Origin of the sequence: Acinetobacter sp. 22301 (assembly GCF_052045285.1) — a bacterium.
Lineage (GTDB): Bacteria > Pseudomonadota > Gammaproteobacteria > Pseudomonadales > Moraxellaceae > Acinetobacter > Acinetobacter pittii.
In genome coordinates this window covers 36221-61767 of the sequence record NZ_JBQEOR010000014.1, presented here as the reverse complement: position 1 = coordinate 61767, position 25547 = coordinate 36221, and the positions used below count along the sequence as shown (strand labels likewise).

24 protein-coding genes are annotated in these 25547 nt (G+C 39.0%); 9 read left to right on the top strand and 15 right to left on the bottom strand.

The window, feature by feature from the left end; all coding sequences use genetic code 11:
* Nucleotides 1-86 precede the first annotated feature (86 nt).
* A complete protein-coding gene (locus ACTJJH_RS16740) occupies nt 87-773 on the bottom strand; it encodes a hydrolase (protein WP_001043290.1) in 687 nt (228 codons plus the stop codon).
* 197 nt (nt 774-970) lie between these two features.
* On the opposite strand from ACTJJH_RS16740, the gene ACTJJH_RS16735 reads away from it, so the two are divergent.
* Nucleotides 971-1861: a LysR substrate-binding domain-containing protein gene (locus ACTJJH_RS16735; RefSeq protein ID WP_440601485.1), complete on the top strand. Its 891-nt coding sequence runs from the start codon at nt 971-973 to the stop codon at nt 1859-1861.
* A 39-nt stretch (nt 1862-1900) separates the two neighbouring features.
* On the opposite strand, the gene ACTJJH_RS16730 is transcribed toward ACTJJH_RS16735, so the two are convergent.
* Nucleotides 1901-2650 carry a GntR family transcriptional regulator gene (locus ACTJJH_RS16730; RefSeq protein WP_126645642.1) on the bottom strand — a complete coding sequence of 250 codons (750 nt, stop codon included), beginning with the start codon at nt 2648-2650 and terminating at the stop codon, nt 1901-1903.
* 394 nt (nt 2651-3044) lie between these two features.
* Between ACTJJH_RS16730 and ACTJJH_RS16725 the strand changes: the two genes are divergently transcribed.
* Together ACTJJH_RS16725 and ACTJJH_RS16720 are read left to right on the top strand one after the other, a co-directional pair.
* Nucleotides 3045-4514: an NCS1 family nucleobase:cation symporter-1 gene (locus ACTJJH_RS16725; protein WP_440601484.1), complete on the top strand. Its 1470-nt coding sequence runs from the start codon at nt 3045-3047 to the stop codon at nt 4512-4514.
* Entirely contained in the window at nt 4511-5245 is a 735-nt protein-coding gene (locus ACTJJH_RS16720) for an aspartate/glutamate racemase family protein (RefSeq protein ID WP_440601483.1), read from the top strand. The genes ACTJJH_RS16725 and ACTJJH_RS16720 overlap by 4 nt, the downstream gene beginning before the upstream one ends.
* 66 nt (nt 5246-5311) lie before the next feature.
* Here ACTJJH_RS16720 and tauD read toward each other — a convergent pair whose 3' ends face one another.
* Genes tauD through tauA form a run of 4 tightly spaced genes read right to left on the bottom strand, consistent with a single transcriptional unit; the run spans nt 5312 to nt 8912 of the window.
* The gene (gene tauD / locus ACTJJH_RS16715; protein WP_440601482.1) at nt 5312-6193 is read right to left on the bottom strand and encodes a taurine dioxygenase; all 882 of its coding nucleotides are present in this window, start codon (nt 6191-6193) and stop codon (nt 5312-5314) included.
* An 8-nt stretch (nt 6194-6201) separates the two neighbouring features.
* Nucleotides 6202-7071, bottom strand: a complete 870-nt coding sequence (gene tauC, locus ACTJJH_RS16710) for a taurine ABC transporter permease TauC (protein ID WP_309166613.1) — start codon at nt 7069-7071, stop codon at nt 6202-6204.
* Nucleotides 7068-7862, bottom strand: a complete 795-nt coding sequence (locus ACTJJH_RS16705) for a taurine ABC transporter ATP-binding protein (protein WP_440601481.1) — start codon at nt 7860-7862, stop codon at nt 7068-7070. The genes tauC and ACTJJH_RS16705 overlap by 4 nt, the downstream gene beginning before the upstream one ends.
* 9 nt (nt 7863-7871) lie before the next feature.
* Nucleotides 7872-8912: a taurine ABC transporter substrate-binding protein gene (gene tauA / locus ACTJJH_RS16700; protein WP_000651495.1), complete on the bottom strand. Its 1041-nt coding sequence runs from the start codon at nt 8910-8912 to the stop codon at nt 7872-7874.
* A gap of 439 nt (nt 8913-9351) precedes the next feature.
* On the opposite strand from tauA, the gene ACTJJH_RS16695 reads away from it, so the two are divergent.
* Nucleotides 9352-10536, top strand: a complete 1185-nt coding sequence (locus ACTJJH_RS16695) for a hypothetical protein (protein WP_440601480.1) — start codon at nt 9352-9354, stop codon at nt 10534-10536.
* 61 nt (nt 10537-10597) lie between these two features.
* Here ACTJJH_RS16695 and ACTJJH_RS16690 read toward each other — a convergent pair whose 3' ends face one another.
* The 4 genes from ACTJJH_RS16690 to ACTJJH_RS16675 all read right to left on the bottom strand — a co-directional run bounded on the left by ACTJJH_RS16690 (nt 10598) and on the right by ACTJJH_RS16675 (nt 16074).
* Nucleotides 10598-12064: an MFS transporter gene (locus tag ACTJJH_RS16690; protein ID WP_440601479.1), complete on the bottom strand. Its 1467-nt coding sequence runs from the start codon at nt 12062-12064 to the stop codon at nt 10598-10600.
* A 193-nt stretch (nt 12065-12257) separates the two neighbouring features.
* Nucleotides 12258-13649 carry an LLM class flavin-dependent oxidoreductase gene (locus ACTJJH_RS16685; protein ID WP_440601478.1) on the bottom strand — a complete coding sequence of 464 codons (1392 nt, stop codon included), beginning with the start codon at nt 13647-13649 and terminating at the stop codon, nt 12258-12260.
* Between the two features lie 176 nt (nt 13650-13825).
* Nucleotides 13826-15121 (bottom strand): acyl-CoA dehydrogenase family protein, encoded by a 1296-nt coding sequence (locus ACTJJH_RS16680; protein ID WP_440601477.1) that lies wholly within the window; start codon nt 15119-15121, stop codon nt 13826-13828.
* Nucleotides 15122-15255: 134 nt separating this feature from the next.
* The gene (locus ACTJJH_RS16675) at nt 15256-16074 is read right to left on the bottom strand and encodes a hypothetical protein (protein ID WP_440601476.1); all 819 of its coding nucleotides are present in this window, start codon (nt 16072-16074) and stop codon (nt 15256-15258) included.
* A 655-nt stretch (nt 16075-16729) separates the two neighbouring features.
* Here ACTJJH_RS16675 and ACTJJH_RS16670 point away from each other — a divergent pair.
* The 5 genes from ACTJJH_RS16670 (at nt 16730) to ACTJJH_RS16650 (ending at nt 21859) form a co-directional block, all read left to right on the top strand.
* Nucleotides 16730-18175: a cytochrome ubiquinol oxidase subunit I gene (locus ACTJJH_RS16670; RefSeq protein WP_440601475.1), complete on the top strand. Its 1446-nt coding sequence runs from the start codon at nt 16730-16732 to the stop codon at nt 18173-18175.
* Nucleotides 18168-19175 carry a cytochrome d ubiquinol oxidase subunit II gene (cydB, locus tag ACTJJH_RS16665; RefSeq protein ID WP_440601474.1) on the top strand — a complete coding sequence of 336 codons (1008 nt, stop codon included), beginning with the start codon at nt 18168-18170 and terminating at the stop codon, nt 19173-19175. Before ACTJJH_RS16670 ends, cydB begins: the two co-directional genes overlap by 8 nt.
* Nucleotides 19176-19189: 14 nt before the next feature.
* Nucleotides 19190-19324, top strand: coding sequence for a hypothetical protein (locus ACTJJH_RS16660; RefSeq protein ID WP_005076466.1), 135 nt, complete (start codon nt 19190-19192; stop codon nt 19322-19324).
* Nucleotides 19325-19422: 98 nt separating this feature from the next.
* Nucleotides 19423-20841, top strand: coding sequence for a PLP-dependent aminotransferase family protein (locus tag ACTJJH_RS16655; RefSeq protein ID WP_440601473.1), 1419 nt, complete (start codon nt 19423-19425; stop codon nt 20839-20841).
* Nucleotides 20842-20941: 100 nt separating this feature from the next.
* On the top strand, nt 20942-21859 hold the full coding sequence (locus ACTJJH_RS16650; protein ID WP_069140328.1) for a LysR family transcriptional regulator: 918 nt from the start codon (nt 20942-20944) through the stop codon (nt 21857-21859).
* A gap of 54 nt (nt 21860-21913) precedes the next feature.
* Here the strand turns inward: ACTJJH_RS16650 and madM are convergent, their stop codons facing one another.
* The 5 genes from madM to mdcE are packed head-to-tail and all read right to left on the bottom strand — an operon-like array spanning nt 21914 to nt 25547.
* Nucleotides 21914-22675, bottom strand: coding sequence for a malonate transporter subunit MadM (gene madM, locus ACTJJH_RS16645; protein ID WP_000338775.1), 762 nt, complete (start codon nt 22673-22675; stop codon nt 21914-21916).
* Nucleotides 22676-22719: 44 nt separating this feature from the next.
* Nucleotides 22720-23121 (bottom strand): malonate transporter subunit MadL, encoded by a 402-nt coding sequence (gene madL / locus ACTJJH_RS16640; protein ID WP_002114391.1) that lies wholly within the window; start codon nt 23119-23121, stop codon nt 22720-22722.
* 53 nt (nt 23122-23174) lie between these two features.
* The gene (gene mdcH / locus ACTJJH_RS16635; protein WP_017481602.1) at nt 23175-24107 is read right to left on the bottom strand and encodes a malonate decarboxylase subunit epsilon; all 933 of its coding nucleotides are present in this window, start codon (nt 24105-24107) and stop codon (nt 23175-23177) included.
* A 13-nt stretch (nt 24108-24120) separates the two neighbouring features.
* A complete protein-coding gene (locus ACTJJH_RS16630) occupies nt 24121-24729 on the bottom strand; it encodes a malonate decarboxylase holo-ACP synthase (protein WP_440601472.1) in 609 nt (202 codons plus the stop codon).
* Nucleotides 24720-25547 carry a biotin-independent malonate decarboxylase subunit gamma gene (gene mdcE, locus ACTJJH_RS16625; protein ID WP_440601471.1) on the bottom strand — a complete coding sequence of 276 codons (828 nt, stop codon included), beginning with the start codon at nt 25545-25547 and terminating at the stop codon, nt 24720-24722. The genes ACTJJH_RS16630 and mdcE overlap by 10 nt, the downstream gene beginning before the upstream one ends.

Here is a 25547-nt window from a genome sequence, read left to right as displayed (position 1 = left end):
ATCGTTCTAAAAAATAAAGGCATATCTGTATTAATATCACTTAAATATTGAATACTAGACATGCCTTTACCTAAATCAGTACTGTTTTATTTTGCAGGAACTGGTGCAAGTACTTCATGTTTTGATGTTGTACGCTCAGGTGCCTTATGTACCATCGTATAAGCATAATCCACACCCATACCGTAAGCACCAGAATGCTCGCGTACAATTGCCATAACTGCATCATACGTATCACGGTGTGCCCAATCACGCTGCCATTCAAGTAATACTTGTTGCCAAGTTACCGGAACAACACCAGCTTGAATCATACGTTGCATGGCATAGTCATGTGCCTCTTTCGAGGTACCACCTGAAGCATCTGCAACCATATAAATCTCATAATCCCCTTCAAGCATCGCACCAAAAGCAAAGGTGTTGTTGCACACCTCAGTCCACAAGCCTGAAACAATCACTTTTTTACGATTATTTTTTGCAAGCGAATCACGTACTTTTTGGTCATCCCACGAATTCATTGAAGTACGTTCTAGTAATGGAGCATCTGGAAATACATCTAAAAGTTCTGGATAGGTATGACCAGAGAAGCTTTCAGTTTCAACCGTTGTAATGGTGACAGGAATATTGAATGTTTTAGCTGCTTTTGCTAATCCTACAGTATTATTCTTTAATACTTGGCGATCTATTGACTGTACCCCAAAAGCCATTTGTGGCTGATGATCAATAAAAATAACCTGACAATTGGTTGGTGATAGTTGTTCTAAAAGTGATTTATTCATGGGTAAACTCCATTATTCCTTATGAGTAATGCATTAAAATTGCTTACTGGTTATTATGAAAACAGATAAAAATGTAAAAGCATAGACAGCAAATCAGCACGAATCTGTATGCTGTACGAATACAATCAAAACAATGATTGCTTTTTAATTTTTATAGTTTAATCATTGATATATATTTTTTTACCTTTCGCTTATCCATGGATCGATTAGACTGTATTTCCACTTTTGTAAGTGTTGTAGAACATGGGAATTTTAGTAGCGCAGCCAGAGCACTCGATATTTCTCGTGACTTAGTTGCCAAACGTGTTTGCTACCTCGAAAACGACCTCAGAACCACACTTTTAACTCGAACAACAAGACAGATGAACCTCACCTCTTGTGGGGAAAAGTTTTATCAACATAGCAAAGTCATTTTAAGTGAGTTCGAATGGGCTGCATATGAAATTAGCTATAATCAGCAGTACCCTGAAGGCGAACTCAAGCTCAATACACCAATGTCTTTTAGCAACATTTTTCTTCAACATATCATTTCGGACTTTATAGAGAAATATCCCAGCATCAAAATTGATTTATTCATGACTGATCAGCTATTAGACATGAATAATAATAAATTTGATTTAACCATTCGTGTAGATGGCTCTCCTCCTAATTTGGCAAATAGTAAAATATTAAATACCTATCAACGATATTTGTATGCAACACCTGAGTATTTTAATCAGCATGGATTGCCAGATTCATTAGAAGAACTTAAAGAACATAAGTTTCTAATTTACTATCAGGATAGCCGACATAAGAAGTTGATCTTTCAAAAAGATCAAAAAGAAGTGTCCTTTAATTGCTTCCCTGTGATGACCTGTAATAATGGTGAATTATTATTAGATATGTGCTTGAAAGATCACGGTATCGTTTTTCTTCCAGAGTTTATTGCAGAGCCTTACTATAAAGAAGGTAAATTACGGAAATGTTTGGAGGACTACACCAGTCAGCCGCTTCACTTATATGTCACATGGCCAAACCGTAAGATTTTATCGAAGAAAGTAAAACTATTTATTGATTTTTTAACACGTCAAATCGTTCCTATAAAATAACCAATATGGGCCTTTTCCATCGGAATTGGCCCATGATTTTCAGTTAGTTTGACTGGTTTCAATCTTCTTATTTTTAAATAAATTTAATAAATTTTGTTCTGCTGTTGCTGTACTGTCTTGTTCAACAAATGTTGTCGCGTAGTGTTCTAAATGCTCTTCCATCAATTGAGTTGCTCGTTTTTCATCACCTTGTTCAATCGCATCTAAAATTGCACGATGTTCATCTGCCGAACAATTATTATGTTTGGGAATTTCATATAAGCCAATTAATAACGAAGTCCTTGCAATAAGCGTCTGCAAATAACTGGTCATAATCGTATTTTGATTTGCTTCAATCAGCTTTAAATGAAATTGCCCCGATAGCTTAATCCACTCGGCCCAATTTCCAGCTAAACGCTCATGAGACTCTTGATCGACTAAACCTCGAAGCTCACTAAAATCTAGGTTATGTGACTTTTGAGCTAGCTTTTTTACAGTAGCGATTTCAAGCATGCTGCGTGCTTCAAAGACCTCTTTTGTTTCATGAGCACTATGTTTTGCGATGAGTGCTCCACGATTGGGCTGAATTTCGATGACCTTATCATGTGCAAGTTTGACGAAAACACGTCTTAACACTCCTCGCGTTACACCGAATGCTTCACACAAAGGTGCTTCAACTAAACGTGCGCCAGGGGCAAGTTGTCGATTTAAAATAGCATCTACAATAGCGTTATATATATGGTCATCAATTTCATCATTGCTCATTTCTACGGCTTTTTTTGGTGCATTCGATGGCATTGATTTCTCCATTTTTATTGATGCCCCCTCTTTTTAAAACTTTATCTAATGACAATAGTGTAAGTTTAACTTAAGCGTTTTGGAATATTGCTCTCATTCCCAAACACTTATGTTGAGCTAAACAATCCAATATTAGATCTCTAAAGATCCACTTATACACCTAAATTTACTTACTTTTTATAAAAATTAAGCACTTCTCATTTTATAAATTTGTCTCTGCATATCCAAAATCCATACCAGTTTAAATAACTCATAAGCGCTACTTCTTAAATTTGGCATAACTTTTGCTAAATTAAGATTGTGCACAATTTAAATATCACATTGTACACAATTTTAATTTCATTCTTTTAGACAGAAAAACAATGCTGCTGAAAGTGCCTCCATCTTAAGGAAGTGAGTGTTCAAGATGAATAATACCGAAGCAATAATTAAACCTTCTTATGATGCAAAACTGACAAATCAAGACTTGGCTCCTTTAAAAAAGCAAACATGGGGCGCTTATAATATTTTTGCTTTCTGGATGTCTGATGTTCATAGTGTCGGCGGTTATGTCATGGCCGGAAGCCTTTTTGCACTTGGGCTCAATAGCTGGCAGGTACTTCTCTCTTTACTCATCGGCATTGCCATAGTTCAGTTTTTTACAAACCTGATTGCCAAGTCTAGCCAACAAACTGGTACGCCCTATCCTGTTATTTGCCGCGCAACCTTCGGTGTGCTTGGTGCAAATATTCCTGCCGTTATTCGTGGTCTTATTGCTGTCGCATGGTATGGCATTCAAACCTATTTGGCATCAAGTGCCTTTTTATTGGTCATTTTAAAGTTCTTTCCAGAATGGTCGGTCTATGCCGATGTTTCAAATTATGGCTTTCTTGGACTTTCCTATTTAGGATGGGTTGGCTTCATGCTGCTTTGGTTACTGCAAGCGGTTGTTTTCTGGTCTGGCATGGACAGCATTCGTAAGTTTATTGACTGGGCAGGTCCAGCTGTCTACGTTGTAATGTTTGCGATGGCAGTATGGCTCATCTGGAAAGCTGGCTGGCAAAATATTGATCTAAACTTGAGCGGTGTTCAATACGACGGTTTTGCGGTTGTACCAGTCATGATTGGTGCTATTGCACTTGTTGTTTCATATTTTTCAGGACCTATGCTGAACTTTGGTGACTTCTCTCGTTATGGCAAAAGCTTTAACGCGATTAAAATGGGTAACTTTCTTGGACTACCGATTAACTTCTTAGGCTTTTCTTTACTTACTGTAGTTTGTATTGCAGCAACGCTTCCAGTCTACGGTAAGCTCATTACCGACCCTGTCGAGATGGTTGGAAAACTTGATAATACCTTTGTAGTCATTTTAGGTAGTTTGACCTTAATGATTGCCACCATCGGGATTAATATTGTCGCTAACTTTGTATCACCTGCCTTTGATTTTTCCAATGTTTCACCGAGCAAAATTAGCTGGCGCATGGGTGGAATGATCGCAGCAGTAGGTTCAATTTTCATTACCCCATGGAATTTATTTAATAACCCTCAAGTGATCCATTACACCATTGATATTTTAGGTGCATTTATCGGTCCGCTTTTTGGCGTATTGCTAGCTGATTTTTACCTCGTTAAAAAACAAAAAATCGTAGTAGATGATTTATATACCTTAGATACCAAAGGTTTGTATTGGTACAAAAATGGTTATAACCACTCTGCCTTTTATGCCTTAATTCCAGCTTCATTAATTCCTATTCTCTGCGTACTTTTACCACAACTATCAGGGCTAGCTAATTTCACATGGTTTATTGGGATGGGATTCGGTTTTGTCATTTACCGATTTCTTAATCAACCGCTTGCCCATGCTAAATCGGCAATGACTAAGGCAAAAGTACAATGAAAATTAAAATTATTAATCCCAATACTACTCAAAGCATGACTAACAAAATTGCAACATCAGCAAAGATAGTCGCAGGTTCTGATACTCAAATTATTGCAGTGAGTCCTCAAATGGGCCCTGCTACGATTGAAAGTTATTATGATGAAGCACTAAGTGCAGTAGGTGTGCTGGAGGAAATTCGTCAAGGTGAATTTGTAGGTGTAGATGCTTATGTTATTGCCTGTTTTGGTGACCCTGCGCTTTATGCTGCCCGTGAAATGACTTCGGCACCTGTGATTGGGATTGCCGAAGCAGCTATGCGAATTGCAAGTTATGTAAGTACTGGGTTTAGTGTAGTCACAACCTTACAACGCACAGTGAATATGAGCTGGCATTTGGCTCATCGCTATGGGGCTACGCCATTTTGCAAAAATATTCGAGCTTGTGATATTGCAGTTGAAGAGTTGGAGCTTCCTGACTCAGATGCCTATCGAACCATACGAGATGAATGCAAAAAAGCACTCGCTGAAGATAAAAGCGATGCAATTGTTTTAGGATGTGCAGGTATGAGTGATTTGTGTCTAAAGCTACAAAACGAGTTGGGCGTGATTGTTATTGACGGCGTTGCAGTAGCAGTTAAACAAGCTGAAATGTTAGTCCAGTTAAATTTAAAAACCAGCAAAGTTGGTGATTGGGCCTCACCTCCTGTAAAGAGTTACACAGGCATATTGTCAGGATTTGGAATGCGCTAAAGAGCTATTGTTTCAATTCCAACTCAAAACGCTGCGTCGGAATTGAAACGGCTGAAAACCAAAGAATTAAACTTCGGCTAACTCTGGCTGTTGTTCATTTTTATAAAATGGCACATCACCGTTAATAGTTGCACGGTGCATGATGCGATGAGCATCGCCATAATCAAATAATGCTTTATGTTGCGTACAACGGTTATCCCAAATCGCGATATCATCATCTTGCCACTTCCAACGCAAATGAAATTGCTCTTGGGTCGCATGTTCAAACAAGAAATTAAGTAACTGTTCACTTTCTTTTTTAAGTAACTCATTAATGCGAGTGGTAAAACCCTCGCTTACAAACAACAAAGGCTCACCTGTAACCGGATGGGTACGCACCACTGGGTGAACCACTGGTGGATTACGCTTAAATGTTTGCAAAAGCTTTTCACGTTCTTCTTCGTTATGAGCAAAACGTTCAAGCGGAAAAGACTTACGAATATCGTGGGTTGCAGTTAAGCCACGTAGTTTTTGCTGTAACTCAAGCGGAAGCCCTTTAAAAGCTGCTGTGTTGCTCGACCATAATGTATCTCCGCCTACAGGTGGAATTTTAATGGCTTGCAACACACAACCTAAAGGCGGGGTTTTACTAAAAGTCACATCTGTGTGCCAAAGTTCATTGTCACGCAAATCTTGTTTCCAGCTATCGAGTACCATCACTTCAGGTACATCTTCAATTGAAGGATAAATCGGGTGCACATGTAAGCTACCAAAACTGCGTGCCAAGTCTGCTTGTGCTTGCGGTGCTAATTGTTGCTTTCGAAAAAAAATGACCTGATGATCAAGCAAAGCCTGCTGGATTTGTTGCGTTGTCTGTTCATTTAACGCATTCAAATCAATTTCGTGAATAATTGCGCCAATGCTAGGCTTGATCACTTCAATATTTAAGTTTGCTACTACTGTATTCATCTTCTTTACTACAACTGCTGACCATACCAAGGAGAAAACTGTTTTTGTAACCAACGTAAAAACAGCTCAAAACTAACTGCGACAATCGCAATCACAATAATGCCCAGAATCACCGTATCGGTAATTAAGAACTGTGCTGCCGATTGCACCATAAAACCAATACCACGGTCCGCTGCAACCAATTCTGCTGCAACTAATGTTGACCAGCCCACCCCGAGACCAATACGAATACCGGTAATAATATGAGGTAAAGCTGTTGGTAAAATGACATGCCAAAATACTTGTGTCTGACTTGCCCCTAGCGACAATGCTGCACGCTCACGATTAAGTTGATGGCTTAACACACCATGCGCACTACTAATGATGACAGGCGCCAAAATCGAGAAGAAGATCAAAAGTACTTTTGTGGTTTCGCCAATACCGAACCAAATCACGAGTAAGGGTAAATAAGCTAACGGTGGGATTGGACGTAATAATTCAACTAAAGGATCTAGAACAGCGCGAACCCATTTGTTCAGACCCATCCATAAGCCTAGCGGAACTCCAATCACTACGGCAGCAATCAAAGCTAAAAATACACGTGAGATACTGGCTGCCAAGTGTTGCCACAAAGTCGCCTTCATAAAGCCTTCTTGGCTGACCGATATAAATTTTTGCCAGACTGCCTGTGGACTCGGTAAAAACAGTTCAGGTACGATATGCAAAGCAGTAATGAGGAACCAGAGTGCAACCACACTTCCCACACTAATTATGCTAACTGCCAAAGTGCGATGCTTCTCAAAAAATGACGATAGAAATGAAGCATTTTCTGTTTGCACATCTGACTTAAGTTTTAGCTCTGCTTTGTCATATTCATAGACGTTATCTTTAGTGTTCATGTAGGTAACGCCTCCTTACCGCTTTGTTTTTGTGCCCTTAAACTTTCAAATAACTGTTCTCTGAGCTGAATAAATTGAGAGTCCGATTTAATCGAGCGAATAGACTTGCCCTGACGATACCGTTGAGCAAAATCGAGATGTAGAGTTTCTACAATTTTGCCTGGATGTGCCGTCATCAGAACTAACTGATTGCTGAGCAATAATGCTTCTTCAATGTCATGAGTAATCAAAAAGAAGCTTTTATTTTGTTGAATCCATAAATCGAGCACTAATTGCTGCATGTTTTCACGCGTAAAAGCATCTAATGCCGCAAAAGGTTCATCTAATAAAATAAACGGCGCGTGACTGATCAAAGCTCTGGCAATACCAACACGTTGTTTCATACCACCCGAAAGTTCCCAGATATTGGCTTTTTCAACGTGACTTAAACCCACAATTTTTAAAATTGCACTCACTTGTTTCTCAATCTCTGCACGCTTTAAACCTTTTAACTGCAAAGCGAAGCCAACATTATCTGCAACATTCAACCAAGGAAGTAAGGCGTGATCTTGAAATACAACAGCACGAGTTACATCTGGTCCAGTTACGACTTCATGATTTACAAGCACATCACCAGAACTCGGCTTTTGAAACCCTGCCAAGATATTAAGCAAAGTTGTTTTGCCACAACCCGACTCACCTAAAATCACGGTTAAAGAACCTTCTTCAATGGTTAGGTTAATGTCTTGTAAAACTGGCTTTTGCTGTTTAGGAAAAGTCAGATGAATATGTTTGGCTTCAAGTACACTCATGACAACTCCTTAAGGCTGCAAAAATGAAGAATTCACATTGCCTTTATAATCGGCTTTCAGTTGATCGACTTTGCCCTGACCTTTTAAGAATTTCGCTGTATCAAAAATATTTTGCGCAAATTCACCATCTAACGTTTGTTTTTGCTGAGCGTGGTCAAGGTAAATATTTCCACTTAATAAAAGCGGGATATCTTTTGCATCAGAACCTGTGAGCTGCGCAATTTTTTGCACGTTATCAGCATCTTTAACGTAAGCGGCTGGGTCTTGGTTATATTTTTCGAGTTGCTCAAGTGTGGTTTGGACAAAAGCTTTCAAAAAATCAGGATTTTTCTCTGCAAAATCTTTACGTACAACCCATAAGTCATAAGTAGGCGCACCCCATTCACCGACTTGTTTTGAGTCGGTTAAAACCGTACCAGATGCTTTGGCTTTACTTAAAGCAGGTTCCCACACATAGGCAGCATCAATATCACCACGTTCCCAAGCAGCCGAAATTTCAGGTGGACGCAAGTTAATAATTTTTACTTTGTCTTCTGGAATGTTCCAATGTTTAAGTGCAGACAAAAGGCTGTAATGCGTGGTTGAAACAAATGGTACAGCAATGGTTTTGCCAATTAAATCTTGAGGAGTTTTAATACCTGATTTATTACTTACTACTAATGCTTCAGATGCACCAAGTTTTGAAGTAATTAAGAATACCTCAATCGGTAAATTACGGCTTGCCGCGGCAGCAAGTGGGCTTGAACCAATATTACCAAGTACCACATCACCTGAAGCAAGTGCATTGACAACATCTGAACCCGCATCAAATTTTTTCCATTGAATAGTACGTTGACTATGTTTTTCATAGTCTCCATTCGCCTGCGCCACTTTGCTTGGGTCAACCCCAGTTTGATAAGCAATCACAACAGGTTTGTTGTCACGAACTGAAGCACTTGTATTATTGTCTTTTTTATTTTGCCATACGATAAATGCAACAATTGCGACTATAACAATTGCCGTGATAATCAACGGTTTGGTCTTCGTGCTCATAATTTCATGATCTTTCAATAATATAAGCTCATGGTATGCAGCTGGCCTTATAATGAAAAATAAAAAAATATGAGTTGCTTATCTGGTTTTTATAAATAACTTTTCTTCATAAGTTTTTATCTTTTGGTAAAAAGCAAATATCAACCAATCTTACAGATTAGCCATAAAATTAAAATACTTATATATCAATAATTAAAAAGGATATTCAAAAAACACATGATGAGAAAAACCTGACATACCTACTCTAATTATTTTATCCTACTCATTTCGTCATTTTTATTTTTATCTCTATACCCAGAGGTTTGCATCTAATTAATTTTTACTCTTTTATATAAAGTTCAGATTTTATTATCTTTTTATCTTAAAACTTCTGCAAATATTAAGATTTGGATAAATCTTTTTCTGGTTTATACATGACGCAAATTTAATTTTTATTTTTAAGAGGAGAAAAATTCTTTTGTTTAAACATTCTCAAATTTTGAAAAAAACATTAATTACAACGTCTTTAATTACATTCAGCCTCTCAAGTCATGCAGCGCTTACCTTTGGCAATGCTGAAGAAGGTCAGCTTAAAGTAAGTGGTACTGTTCGGGCTAAATATGTTTATGATTTTGACTCTGAACCCTCTGCCAGTAAATTTTCTTTTAATGACGCCGTATTATGGCTAGATTACAACTCCCCGAAATGGATTGGCCGCTTAGATTATCGGGTTTATGAATATTACGGGCATTTAGGCGATGCCAATTGGCTCACCGATGCATGGATGGGTTATAAAATTAATGACAACAGTAAAATTATTGCTGGCTTAAACCCCGTTCCTTTTGGCTTGGGTCGCTTTTGGGGAAATACTTATTATTTAGGCATTGCCAATAGTGCCGGTTGGGAAGATGTACACAACCTTGGGGTGAAATATGATTTCAATGATGGAATCAATGAAGCACAACTCGCCTTTTATCCTACTGATGGTGGCACCTATAGAGGTAAAAGCAAAGACTCGAGTCGATTTAGTATCAACCCTGTCAATGCGGATGACTCAGTACCACAAGGCACCAATACTAAAGAAAAGAACTCCATTGTTGTTCGCGGTGCTCATACCTTTAAAAATGTCTTAGGCCAAGAAAATTTCTCTACCCAACTGGGCGCCTCTGCATGGTACTCCACCATTGAAAATAAACGTTCAGGGCAAGATGGCGATCGCCAAGTTTATTCGGTTTTTAGCAATACCAATTATAACCAATGGAATTTACAGCTTTTGGCTGGTTATCAAGACATTGATAATGCCGACAGTGAATATAAAGATCATCTGACTTTGGGCGGTTTCGATTATTCATTTAACTCCGCAACCAAAGGTCAGATTTACTCAGCCGAGCTCAGCTATTTATTTCCTCAGCAATTTGGCCCAATTACCTCTGTTCGCCCTTATCTAAACTATAGTTCTTATCGAAAAGAACAAGACGGGTTTAAAGACTCCACCCGTTTTATTCCCGGCATTGCCTTTAACTATCAAAAATTGACGGTACAAGCTGAATTGCTGATGGGTAAACACGATCCATATCTAGGAGACAGTGAAGGCCTTGCAGCTGGTGGAAGTAATGATAAATGGAACAAAAAAGCATTTGTGATTTTTGCTTATTACTTCTAATTCTAAAAATAAAGGCCAACAGATGTTGGCCTTTATTTTTATCTAGATATTTATTTTTACTCTAGTCGATTACTGGTGAATTATTGAGAGGAAGTTCTGTTTTATCCTCATCGATAACATCGACATCTTGGGCGGTAGGCTCAAACTTAATCAGTAGTCCAATCACAATTAAAGGAATAAACGCAAAAATAGAAATAATCAGATAAACATCAGTTTTATATCCCGCCATCCAGATTGGTAAAACAAACAAAGCAATTGCTTGAGCAACACCCGTTACTGCACGGTTAAAGCCAACACCAACGCCACGAATCGAAGCAGGATAAGCCATAGTTGGATAAACCATCATTTGTGCCCCTGGCCCAAAGCCTTCGGCAAAAAGCCATAAACCTAGCATGCCAATTGCGGTGTAGAGTAAAAAGCTATTATCCGGTTCACCAATGAATGCCAAGGCAATGAGGGCTATAAACTGGAGTAAAAAGCCTGTAAGCAACACATGACGAGATTTAAATCTGCTAGCAACAAATACGCCTAACAGTCCGCCCGTAAATGCAAACAGTAAATTAAGTCCGAGTGTGGTTGTAATGGTCGTCAAGACATCTGTATGAAAAAAACGCGTTAAAATAGAAGGTAAAAAGAAGGCAATGGTCGTGTACTGAAATGCCACCGAAATGTGAATCACAATTGCCACAATAGTTCTTGGCAAATAGGTTTTATTAAATAAAACCGCAAACCCCTCGCGCTTTTTCTTTTCAGCAGTTCTTTCTACTTTTTCAACTGTAGCAACTGCATGAATTGCATAGGATTCTTGTAGAACTTTAGCTGCACCTTTTAAATCGCCTTGATTTGCAAGCCAAATGGGTGACTCAGTTAAATATTTACCGCGAATAAAAATAATGAGTAACGCTGGCACTGCTCCAAAAATTAAAGATGCTCGCCATAACCAGTTGCTATGCTCAGGAGGTAAAAGAAAGTAAAGCACCAAAACCAGACCAAAACACACCGAAGAAGCGGCGTACCACATTGGGCACCATGCAGCTAAACGGGCTGCCTTGTTGCTCCTACCGTTAAACTTGGAAAACTCAGATAAGTATGACATTGCAACAGGCAGATCAATACCAACACTAATTCCCATAATAAATCGGGCTAAAATCAAAACCCAGACATTTGGTGCAAAGCCTGCGACAATTGCCGCAATGACAAAGAGCACCATGTCTGCCATGAAGACCCGATAACGGCCAATTTTATCTGTCAGCCAACCACCAATCAGGTTACCAACAATAGTTCCGCAGACAATTGCTGAAGCCACCACACCAGTCATCACAGGGCTTAAAGAAAACTCTGAGATAACTTGCTCAATACCAAAGGATAGTGTTGTTAAATCATAGGCATCAATAAACACCCCAATTAGTGCCAACCAAATAACTTTATTCGATTTACCCTTCCCTGCAAATTTTGAAATTAATTGTGAAACATCATCGGGAGATTTAATTTCATAACGATGGTTATGATCGAGTTCTTGTGTGCTCACTTAATAATTCCTGTATTTTAATCACAGAAACAAAATAATGATTATTCGCACTATACAAAAACAAATTAATCTGATGTTTTAATCTCAATTATAGAATTATCTTTTCATTATTAACTCAGCAATAAAATCGATATAAAACACAAAATAAAAGCTGGTATTTAACCAGCTATTTATTTAAAGGTTTTCTAAAATATTAACTCGCCTCAGCAAGTTTTAACTCTTTTAGATTACGATATTTTGCACCGCGGTGATTTTCAGGCAAATATGGCCCAGCACCAAATAGTTTTTCTCTTAATGTTCCTTGTGCATATGAGGTTTGATATACCCCTCGTTTTTGCAACTCTGGCACAATAAATTCAACCACATCGGCAAAGGTTTGATGCGCCAAAATATAGGCAAGGTTAAAGCCATCGACATCTGTATCTTCAACCCATTGCTGTAAAGCATCCGAAACGGTTTCTGCCGAACCCACTAACACAGGTCCATTCCCACCTAAGCTGTTCCAGTTTGCAATTTCTTCAATGGTCCAAACACGTTCTGGGTCCGCATTTACATAAGAATCTAATAAAGATTGAATGGCATTGGTTTGAATATATTCAACTTTATCCGTTGGCTGGTATTGTGAAAAATCTACACCTGACCAGCCAGACAGCAAGGTTAAAGCACCATCATAGCTTCCATAGCTTTGATATTCTTTAAACTTAGCCTGCGCTTTTGCATCGGTTTCATCAGTGACAATCGACAAAAGTGCATAAATTTTAACAGAGTACGGGTCGCGGCCTTCTTGAGCCAGTTTTTGACGAATACCCTGTACCACTTTTTTAGTGGCAATTTTAGACGGCGCCGCTATGAATACGCACTCCGCATTTTGACTAGCAAACTTCTGCCCGCGTGAAGAAGCACCTGCTTGGTAAAGTACTGGTGTTCTTTGCGGTGATGGTTCACAAATATGGATGCCCGGTACAGTAAAGTATTTACCCTCGTGCTGAATTGGATGCACTTTTTTATGGTCAGCAAAGATACCGCTTTCACGGTCACGGAGTACCGAACCTTCTTCCCAAGAACCTTCCCAAAGTTTGTAAAGAACTTCTAAGTATTCATCAGCAATATCATATCGATTATCATGATTAACCTGAGTTTTTAGACCTAAGTTTTTCGAACCACTTTCCAAATAAGACGTCACGATATTCCAACCAACTCGCCCTTTGGTTAAATGGTCTAACGTGCTAATACGTCTAGCAAAAGGATAAGGGTGTTCAAAGGAAATAGAAGTCGTGATACCAAAACCCAAGTGCTTTGTGACTGCTGCCATCGCAGGCACGATCTGTAGCGGATCATTGACTGGAACTTGTACTGCACCTGTTAAGGCATGTTCAGCACTTTGATGATAAACGTCATAAATACCAAGCACATCTGCAATAAAAATACCGTCAAAAAAACCACGCTCAAGAATTTGTGCTAAATCTGTCCAATATTCTAAATCTTTATATTCAACAGATCGATCTTGAGGATGTCGCCATAATCCAGGAGATTGGTGGGCAATACAATTCATTTCAAAAGCATTAAAACTAATTTTCTTAGTCATAAAATATTCGCCAGCATTTTATTTATTTTTATACTAAAGCAATTTTTAGGTTTTCTTTATAATATAAATCCCAAACAAAATATGATTTTATTCTAATAGATTTTTAAAATTTAATTTAAACAATCAAAATAATATTAAGCCGCTAAAAGCAGCAGCTTAATATCTAAAACTATAATTTATTGTTTAGCAACATTCCCTATTCGCCATTGATACGGAGGTAATGTGCCGTTCACACTAAAATCACCTACAATTCTATTTTTAAATACTCTCGGGTTATGTGAAGATAAAGTTCGTACATTACGCCAGTATCGATCTAGGCCTAAATCTTTGTCTGTTGCAGAAGCACCTAAAGCGTCAAATAAAATTGTAGAAGCATTTAAAATTAGATCGGTAATGACCGTTTGAGACTGTGCACTTTCAAGTTCGGCAAGTGCATTTTGCTCTTCTTCAAGCTGCTCATTATTTTGAAATGCAGCCAAGTAAGCACGTTGTAAGCTTTGTGCGACTTTTTCAACAATCGCCCCTGCACTGTAAGCTGCACCACGGATTTGACCTACTACTTGTAAAATTTGCGGATCCTGTTTTACAAATTGAGCATTTGCATGCGTGTAGTTTCGGGTACGTTTAGCAACAGCTTGAGAAACATCATAGGTTGCAGCACGTCCTAGACCTGTAATGATTGCCATTTGGACCAGTTGATAGTAAGCAGCCGAATATTTAAAACGGTCATCGTCAGGTAAAATTTCAGTTTCATCGACCAATACATCATTGAAATATGCTGTACCACTCGCGGTGAGTTGCTGACCATAGCCATTCCAGTCATCAACAATTTCAACACCTTCATCTTCTCGGCGAACAACGACCGAGCCAGATTCACCCTTTAAATCTGTTACACCAACGTCCACCCAGTCTGCATATAGACTCCCTGTGGTGTAATATTTTTTCCCTTTAACGCGAATTTTTCCTTCACTGTCTCGATACAAATGAGTTTCGAACTGATCAATTGACTCTTTCCCGCCTTCAGACCATGCACTACCGACTGTTTCCCCATTTGCAATTCGGCTAAGCCAACGCTGTTGAAACGCTTTGTCTTTACTCACCAACACATCTTCAGTGAAACCAAAATGCACACGCAAAGCTTGCGGTAAGTTTGAGTCAGCTTCTGCAAGTTCAACGAGTAATGCAAATAGTTCAGGAATGGTTGCATCAAAGCCACCATGAGCTTTGGGAAGTCTTAACCGTGTAAAACCAATATCTTTGAGCCACTGAAGTTGTTCATACGGCAAAATATGCTGTTGCTCACGGATTAAAGCCCCTTCTTTAATGCGGGCAAAAGTTGGTCTGAAATTTTTTGCCAATTCATCATAACGCTCAGTTGGCCCTTCACCCCACACGCGAGAAATAATTGAAGCCTGACTAAGTGCTGCATGCGTTAGTGAACCGAGATGATGCTCAAAATTTAAATTTGTCATGTAAGTAAAACCAATATTGCTTTGCTTTTACCATAAAATATTTATTTCACATGAAAACGATTATTTTTTTATAACTGTATTCATTCTTTATATAAGAACCCAAACACAAACATAAAAAGCCCATTTCTCAAGCCCTAAGATAACTCTTTTTGTCTAATGCTCTGCTGGCTTTGCAATAAGGTTTGTATATATTCTGAATAGACAGATAATTTTTCAAAAATATGCTCTGAATAAAACATATCATCAATTAAATGTGTCATTTGAGGCGTCGTAAAAGTGTCACAGAGTCCTACCAATTCAGCATTCATTTGAGCAAATTTCGCGCATAATTTGACATAAGTTTTATCTTTATTTTTGAATAATAATTTCCGCATTTCTAAGCCATTTAGGTTTTTCAAGTCATCATCTTTTGTCGTTTTAATCCAATAAATTTTGACCTTTAAAAATTGCTCCAGTGCTTCTAAATGCTCGATATCTATGTCTAAACTCGTAATTAAAAACACTGTAGAGAGATCACTTCGGCATAGTGCCTTGATGAGGCTTAAATAGATAAATTCAACTTCATTAAGCTCCGCCAGCTCCAAGTCGATATAAATTTTTAAGCTGTCTAAAACATCATCTACTTTGAATAAGGCTTTTTTTTCAGCTTGGTAATATTTATTAAGAATAGAAAGCACAGGCGCAGTTGCAGGCGTTGTATAAATAGCGGCCTTGTTTAAGTTAGCAAAAATAAATGGTGAAAATAGATAGGCCACACTACTTTGCTGTGCCTCAATATGAGATTGAATTAAATATACTGTTTCAGATTTAGAAAAGTCTCTGAGTACTTTCGCTCTAAGTAAGGTTGCTTCAAGGTTCACATACGTCTGTTCTAACTGATCTATTACCAAGGTAGAAATAGATTGATTTTTAATAATTTTATGTAGAACATTCAGTTGAGAAGTAATAAACATTTTTTAACATCCAAGCTATTTTAGAAGCGCTACACTTATACTCAGGTCTTTAAGAAACACGCAGCAACCGGACCCTACACAAAACAACAATGGAAATAGAAAAGAAGAACATAATCATGTGCTTTAAAAAAAATCTAAAGCAGCGTTCACATTGAGTCTTGAAGGTTGGTTTAGGTCGACGGTAAATCCTGTTCATTTTTATTGTGAACTTTAGAGGACTGAATATATAGCTACAGATGATCGAAAAAAAACTATAGCACCCCCTCGAAACAACACTGAACTGTTATAGTTTTATAAAAAATTTCTGTATCTACATATACAAATAGAGCGAGTGCATGATTAAGAAAACTTCTTAAGGTAGGTAGTTTTCATGAGACGATCTATTGCATATCGCCAGATATTTCATCAATGTTTCAATGCAACATGCATTTTTACAAATGCAACATCAAGCATAAACTTTGCTAACAGATTGAAAACAATCAATCGCACTATTCTATTGAAATATCAAGCAATTATATTGCTTTACCCTGTTGGCATTTTACTTGCTAAGAACATTTATCACAGAAGTAAGTTTAATCGCCAGAGTACTTTTTTGCCTGAAAATAAGTATTTAACTCATTTAATCATCATCAGCTAGTTCACAGGGGGAAAGTTTATGAGCCTCGGTCTAACCGCTCTAGAATTAGCGCGAATACAATTTGCTTTCACAGTATCCTTCCATATTATTTTTCCGGCCACTTCCATCGGTCTTGCCTGCTTTTTGGCAGTTTTAGAATGGAAATGGTTAAGAACGCAAAACCCAATTTATAAAGATCTATTTAAATACTGGATTAAGATCTTTGCTGTTGCGTTTGGTATGGGAGTTGTTTCCGGTGTCGTAATGAGCTACCAGTTCGGTACTAACTGGAGTGAATTTTCACGCGTTGCAGGAAGTATTACTGGTCCTTTACTTACCTATGAAGTGTTAAGTGCCTTCTTCTTAGAAGCAGGTTTCTTAGGCATTATGTTATTTGGTTGGGGACGTGTTGGTCCTCGAGCCCATTTCTTCGCAACACTTATGGTGGCCATCGGAACATGTATTTCCATGTTCTGGATTCTATCTTCTAATAGTTGGATGCAGACACCTCAAGGCTTTGCCATCGAAAATGGCATTATTGTGCCAAAAGACTGGTTTGCAATTGTCTTTAACCCATCCTTCCCTTACCGCTTTGCCCACATGGGTGCAGCCGCCTTCTTGGTTTCATCTTTATTGGTCGTAGGAACATCTGCATGGCATTTAGTAAAAGGCCGTCGTGATGAATTGGTGAAAAAATCATTCTCGATGGGTCTCTGGATGGTGCTTGTGACTTCATGTTTACAAGTAGTAATTGGTGATAACCATGGTTTAAACACCCGTGAACATCAACCAGCCAAACTTGCCGCAATGGAAGGTCACTGGGAAACCAATCACAATGAACCTATGCCATTATTGCTATTTGCAATTCCAGATATGAAAGAAGAACGTAACCACTTCGAAGTGGGTGTTCCTTATTTGGGTAGCTTAATTTTAACGCATAGCTTAGATGGCCAAGTGACAGGCTTAAAAGATTTCGCACCTGAAGATCGTCCAAATTCAACGATTGTTTTCTGGAGCTTCCGTGTGATGGTGGGTCTTGGTGTACTCATGGTCACTTTGTCACTCATTGCACTTTGGTTACGTAAGCGTGGAAAACTCTATGAAACTTCGTGGTTCCATAAATTTGCATTGGTGATGGGACCATCTGGTTATGTCGCTATGCTTGCAGGTTGGGTAACTACTGAGGTTGGCCGTCAGCCGTGGGTTGTATACGGCATTATGCGAACTAAAGATGGACTTTCACATACGGTTTCCGCAGATCAGGTCGGACTGAGCCTGTTTATTTTTGTGGTGGTCTATACCATCGTATTTGGTAGCGGTATTTACTACACCTTAAAACTCATTAATAAAGGCCCATCATTTATCGATACACCAAATATCGAATCTGGTGGTGTTGGACACTTTAAAACACCAATGCGCCCACTCAGTGCAGTTGATGAAAATATTGACAGCAACCAAAAATCTGGGGAGAACCGTCATGATTGATCTTTCTTTAATATGGGTCGGTATTATCGGTTTAGGTGTCATGATTTATGTGGTCATGGATGGTTTTGACTTAGGAATCGGGATCATGTTCCCCTTCATTAAGAACAGCCAAGAACGTGATGTGATGATGAATACCGTCGCCCCTGTCTGGGATGGTAACGAAACGTGGATGGTACTCGGAGGTGCTGGTCTATATGCAGCATTTCCACTGGTCTATTCAACAGTTTTATCAGCACTCTACCTGCCTATCATTTTCATGGTCATTGCCTTGATTTTCCGTGGAGTTGCTTTTGAATTCCGTTTTAAAGCTCATCGAACCAAACACCTTTGGGACTTGGCTTTCATTTGGGGTTCAGTTTTAACGAGCTTCCTTCAAGGGATTATTTTGGGTGCTTATATTCAAGGAATCAAGACCGAAAAAGGTATTTTTGCTGGTGGGTCTTTTGATTGGCTTTCCCCGTTTACCATCTTTACAGGTATTGGCGTAGTTGCCATGTATGCCACTTTAGGCTGTGGATGGCTAATTTTAAAAACCGAAAAAGGTTTGCAGCAACGTATGTATGAGCTTATGCCAAAGCTGATCATTGCACTGCTCATTATTTTTGGTGGTGTGAGTTTATATACGCCGTTGACTCATCCTGAAATTGCAGATCGCTGGTTCTCTTTACCAAACCTGTTTTATTTTAGTCCTGTACCTATTTTGGTCTTGTTATTTGTTGGCCTGATTTTATCGGCATGTAAAAAGCAAGATCACGACCTCAAACCATTTGCATATACATTGGCCCTCGTTTTCCTTGCATTTACTGGATTCGTAATTAGTTTATGGCCATATATTATTCCGCCATCAGTCACAATTTGGCAGGCCGCAGCACCACATTCAAGCCAAATGTTTGCTTTGGTTGGTGCACTTATTTTGATTCCAATCATTATTGCTTACACCATTGTGTCTTATTGGGTATTTAGAGACAAAGTTCGTGTAGGTGACGAAGGCTATCATTAAGTATGGAGGGTTTTATGAAAAAGTCATCCGTTAAACTCAATCAAACCCAATGGTTTATTCTGCTATGGATCGGTGGTTTTTTAGCCTTAGCTGTGATTGCGGGATTGTTTAAAGTTATCTTGATTTATGCAGCCCCTTACTTAAAGTAAATCTATTGTTCTAAACAAATGCCGTTTGTAGATTCTGCAAACGGCATTTATTATTGATTAAGTGCTTCTTTCATTTTGTTATTTCGTGCAGCTCATACATGTATAAATCAGAACAACTCGCTCATAGCATTCGCCAACTCATTGAGAGCGGCACTTTAAATGCACATGAAAAATTACCGTCATTGAGAGATCAGGTACAACGCTCTGGCTTTAGTTTAATGACCGTAATGAATGCTTATCAGGAGCTTGAATCACAAGGTCTGATCTATTCAAAAGAAAAATCTGGGTACTTTGTTGCCGAGCAAATTGCACTAAAGCCACTCGAACAATATTCAGTTGTTTCACTGAACTCTAAAATTGAAATTAATTCCTTAGTTTTTAAATATCTTAAGTCAATTCAACATGAATCTGTCGTACCTTTTGGTTCAGCTTTTCCAGACAGTCAGCTTTTAACAGCTCCCAAACTCATTCAAATTATGGGACAGCTTGCGCGGCAAAGACAAAGTTATGACCAAACCACAAGTCTACCACCAGGTAATTTAGCCTTAAGAAAGCTGATTGCTCAGCGCTACTGTATGCAAGGCATACAAACTGACCCAGATGACATTGTCATTACATCGGGAGGTTTAGACGCATTAAACCTTTCGCTGCAAGCCGTTGCTCAACCCGGCGATTATATTTTATTACAGCAAACCGTGTTTTATGGCGCTTGGCAAGCCGCCGAGCGTTTAGGGCTTAAAGTGATTACCATTCCTGAACATCCTCAACATGGTTTTGACTTAGAGGCTTTTGAACAGGTTATTCAAACATATCCAATCAAGGTCTGTTGGCTCATGCTGAATGCCCATAATCCGATTGGTTTTACTGTCAGTGATGACATTAAATATAAAATTGCCAAACTGCTTCACGAACACCAAATTTATTTGATTGAAGATGATGTCTATGAAGAACTTTTTTATGGCGGCCAAAAACCACTTTCAATGAAGTATTTTGATCAACAAAATCTGGTGCTTCACTGCTCGTCTTTTTCTAAAACATTAGGTGCTGGTTTTCGGGTCGGTTGGGTCTATGCGGGTAAATTTTCAGACCATATTCAACACTTGCAACTCATGAGTACCATTTCAGTCAATGCACTCATTCAAAATGCATTAGTCGAATTTTTGTCACATCATCATTATGAAAAGCATTTGCGTACACTTAGACTTTCACTTGAGCGTTATAAAAAGCAGTTTTATCACTATTTAAAGCAGCATTTACCTAGCTCTTGCGAAGTGTATTACTACCCGAGTGGCTATTTTCTATGGGTCAAACTTCCTAGTGCGCTAGACAGTATGCAAGTTTATGAAGAATTGATTCAGCAAGACATTGGTGTTGCGCCAAGCCCTTTGTTTAGTGTTTTACCCGCACAGCAGCATTATTTGAGAATCAATTGCTCTTTTGAATGGGACACTAAAATTCAAAGCGCATTAGATCAGGTTATCAAAACCATTCAACAAAGAGTTGAAGCAAGTCTCTAAAAAAAAGCTTCGACCTAAGCACAATTTTATAGACTTTATTTTGTGGTAACTTTATAGCTCAAATCTATAGTTTTTAGGGAAACAGGTTCAAAGGATTAATATGGAAATTGATGAAGAACTCACCCTGAAAAAAATACAGATTTTTTTAGCTTTCATGCGCTGTGGAAATTTGTCTAAAACAGCCACAGAAATGCAGTTGAGTAATGTCAGTGTTCATAAAGCCTTACATTCTTTAGAAAGTGCTTTACGTTGCCCTCTTTTTAAAAATGAAGGCCGTAACCTCATTCCTTTAAAAAGTGCTTATGTCTTTGAAGAACGGGCACAAAAAATCGTACAAGACATTTTTATTACCGTAAATAAAACCAGAGAAGCCGCAGGCTTTGCAGCCAAGGTTTTACATTTAGGTTCTCTTTATTCTTTAACTGTAAATACGATTCCAAATGTGATTAGCGGCCTTAAAATCAGACGCAGTGAGCTTGATATTCAACTGTTGCTGAGCTCGAATCAGGATTTGGTGAAAAAACTTAAAGCAACTGAGCTGGATGCCATTATCGTGGCTTTAAATGAAACCACTCAAGATGATGACTTTGAAATTTTGCCGATGTTTTCAGATGACATTTTTTTGGCCGTCAATAAAGATTCAAAATATGCCGATTTTAAAGATATTGATTTAAGCCTTTTAAAAGAAGAAACTTTTTTAACTTTAACTAAGGGTTTTGCAACTCATAACGACAGCGACATTATTTTTAAAAAAGCAGGTTTTTCACCAAAAGTTGCTTTACAGGTCAATGATATTTTTACCTTAATTAGTATGGTCAGCTCAGGTGTCGGTTTTGCTCTACTACCCGGTCGTATTTCTGCAGTTTATGAAAGCTCAGTCAAACTCATTCCGCTAAAACAGCAATATCATATGCAGCAAGAAATCGGTTTGGTCTTTCTAAAAAGCAAAGAACGAGACCCAAACTTACTTGCTCTGATTGCTGAATGTCGCATGTTCGCCACTAATTTTAAAAGATAAATATCGGCAACTTATTAAAGAATAATGAGTTGCCGTTATAGGATTTTCAAAAATTTATCCAAAAATCGCATTAACCGTTAAGAAAAATACAGAAGGTCCAAGTAAGCAACCTAGTCCTGTATAGAAGGTTGCAACTAAAGCGCCATAAGGTACCAATCGTACATCTGTACCTGCCAATCCAGCAGCTGTACCACTGGTTGTTCCTGCTAAACCGCCAAATACCATCGCTGAGCGTGGACTTTTTAAGTACATGAATTTAGCAAGCAGCGGCGTACCGACCATAAAGAAAACTGACTTGATTAACCCAATTGCAATAGAAAGTGCGATCACATCAGAGCTCGCGCCAATTGCGGTTCCTGTAATTGGACCGACAATATAAGTCATTGCGCCTGCACCGATCGTTGTCATCGAAATGGGATCTCGATAGCCCATGCTCCATGCAACCAAAACTCCAATTGCAAAAGGCACAACACAACCAAGCATTAATGCAATTAGACCAATTTTGCCTGCTTTCTTCACTTCTTTCACATCAACTTCAAATGCAGTTGAAGCGATAGCTAAATCACGAATCATGGCTCCGCCCAACAGCGCAAAACCAGAAAAAATAGCGATGTCCGAAACACCTTTGGTTCCTTGCGTATAAACTCCTGCAAAGTAAGCAACAACCAAACCTAAAGTAATCGCAATTGCAGAACTTTGTAGTTTCCCTTTCGTCAAATATTTTGAGAGTAGATGGGAAACGAACATCATTAAACCCGTTACTGCAAGAGCAGTAACTAATGCATTTTTTGATAACACAGCAATTATAGCGTCCATCATTTAAATCCTTTTTGATTGAACTTTTTGTAGTTTATGTTTGCTTAGGCTATTTTTTCTTTGGATTCTATCGTCCATTCATAGGTTTCATAGTCGCCACTAATTCTATTTAAATAACGGATGACTAAAACCGTACCGATTAACGATGCAATAGAGACAATCAGTCCTAACATGCCCCCTGATAAAGCGGCAACCACATTTTGACCTGCTGACATCGCAACTACGATCGGAATATACATACCTGACCAATACAAGACGCCAAATTGTGTGACTTGAGGTAAGTAACCTTTTTTTGCCAATAACTCTTTAGATAAGATTAACAGAATCATCGAAATAGCCACTCCACCGACATTGGCTTTAACGCCTAATACCATGCCTAAGGTGTTGCCAAGATAGTCACCTAATAAATGGCAGATCGCTAATATTGCTGTTCCATAAATAATCATTGTAAATCCCTCATATCCTTGGGTTATTACTCAATTTTTAATTTGTATTGTAATTACAAAGAAGCATTATTTTCGTTTTGCATTGCCAATTGAATGCTGTCTAAACGTGTTCCCTGAAATGACAATACAGTTCCTTCTTTAAACGTTCGACGTGCAAGTGTAGTAAGTACCGTTCCCGGCAAAGCTTCTATCTGTAACCTTACACCTCGCTCCCATGCAGCTTGGATGGTGCTTTCCCAATCTACAGTTCGACTCATATTAAAAGCCAAGTCATCACCAATTTGTTCTGGCCTGCCAAGCGTACGAGCCGTTGTTCCACTTAAATAACGTATTTTAGGCTGCTTTAAAGTCACTCCCTCCATAGATGCTGCAAGTTGCTTTGCTTGCTGGCTTAATAATTCACAGTGCGATGGTACCGATACATCTAATTTTTTTGCCACCACGCCTTGTTGCTTTGCCAAAACAGCAACTTGGTTCATGGCTTCAAAGCTTCCTGAAATAACGATCTGGTTATGTGCATTAATATTTGCGACAAAAACCTTTGGCGTTATTTCATAAATCTGTTTGACCCATGCATCGACAGCTGAACGATCTGTACCAATCAGAGCTGTCATGCCATATCCAGCGGGGTAAGCGTTTTGCATAAGTTCACCTCGATAGGCAACCAAACGAACGGCATCCTCAAAGGCTAAAACTTCTGCTACAACCGCAGCCGACCATGCACCAATTGATAGACCAGCCACATAGTCAGGTGTTAAGTTTTCCGCTGTTAATAAAGCTGAACTCACCACACCTGAAATCAGTAAACAAAGCTGTACTGCACGTGTCGATTGCAATTCAGCCGGACTATCTAACATCAAGACATCTTCTTTGAGTGCATCCGATGCACGCTCAAGGTATTCTTTAACCAGAGCGTTTTGAGGTAAGTCGTGCAGCATATTGCTTCGTTGCACACCTTGTCCCGGATATACCCAAATTGAAGCCATGATATCTATTTCCCTAATTCCATGGGTTTTCTACTAAAACAGCACCCTCAGGACGTTTCAATAGAACTTTTCCACTATTCCTGACCCATTCTTTTAAAGCCAACCCACCTTGTGAAAGTTGTAGCTGTACATCCACATTAAGTCCTGCTTGCTGAAAATTTTCGAGTAGCTCAATTGCCTGCATTTTGGCAAAAGGTTTTTCAGCTCGAATCAACAAATCTATGTCACTTTGCTGACTTACTGTTTCAATACCAGTTGCCAGTTCAAATCCGAAACTTCCTGTATATCCCCAACATCCTGAAAAGTTTTTCATGATGCTGGAAATGGTCTGTAAACGTTCTGCCAAGTGCTCAAACTGTTGCGTATCCACGCGAGTCATCGCTTCTGGCTTAAGCTGTCTGCTAATTGCAGATCGTGGCATTTGAGCTGCATAGCGTTGATGACGAAATTGCCCTCTTACACCCACAGCCACCTGATCTACAGGAGTAATTGCCCGTCGAACTACAACAGGATCACCTCGTTGCAATACCTCTTTCACCCAAAATGGAGCATCATCGGCTAAGCAATCGACCGTCATGCCCCACAGTAAATCATGGGCTTCGAGATTAAGTTTCATGACCATTGCTCGCGCAATAATTCACGGACTTTTTTAGACATCTGACGGTTTTGGCCGTGAAGTCTTTGTTCCAATCCTCTCGATTGATCAGCATTAATTTCTTTAAACGCTTGAGCGATCACCTGCTTCGCTGACAAAAGATCATCGGTTGTTGGTTGTTCAGGGTTTTCAACAGATAACAGTTCAGATAACAAACCTAGAGTTGCATAACTTTCAATGTCATAGGCCATTGGAGGAATGCTTGAGGCCAATTGCTCTAACTCATCAACCGATCGCAAGGTAACGCGTGCAGCAGATTCCTTACCCATCGCATGCACCATAACACCTGAATCTTTTAAGGCAATAATACGATTGGCTTGGTATCCATGCGCCAAGAAAGCACCCGACATCGACTTACCAAGCAATAAACTCACAATAGGATGACCTACCAATCTGGCTCTGGCATAACTATCTACTGCACCTGCTAAAGCTTGATGAATACCTAATAATTCTTCACGGCGCCCATAGGCCTGACTTGGCACATCAACCAAGCATAAAATGCCGCGTTTAGTTTCCGAATGAATATCGGCTTGAATCACGTCATCAACTGCTTTTGCCAAACTCCAGCCTTCCAGTAGCCCAACCTCACCTTGTCTCGCGCGTGGGAACAGATTATTGCTGTCTTGAACAACGGCAATCACACGTACTGCTTGCTGGTCAATCTGACCATCAGCTACCCAAACCGAAGCTGGAAAACCTTCAGCTGTCTTAAAGCCCTGTGTAAATGCTTTAAACCAATGTACACCACGTGTAGATGCTTTTAATGTATCAACGGCGATATTCAT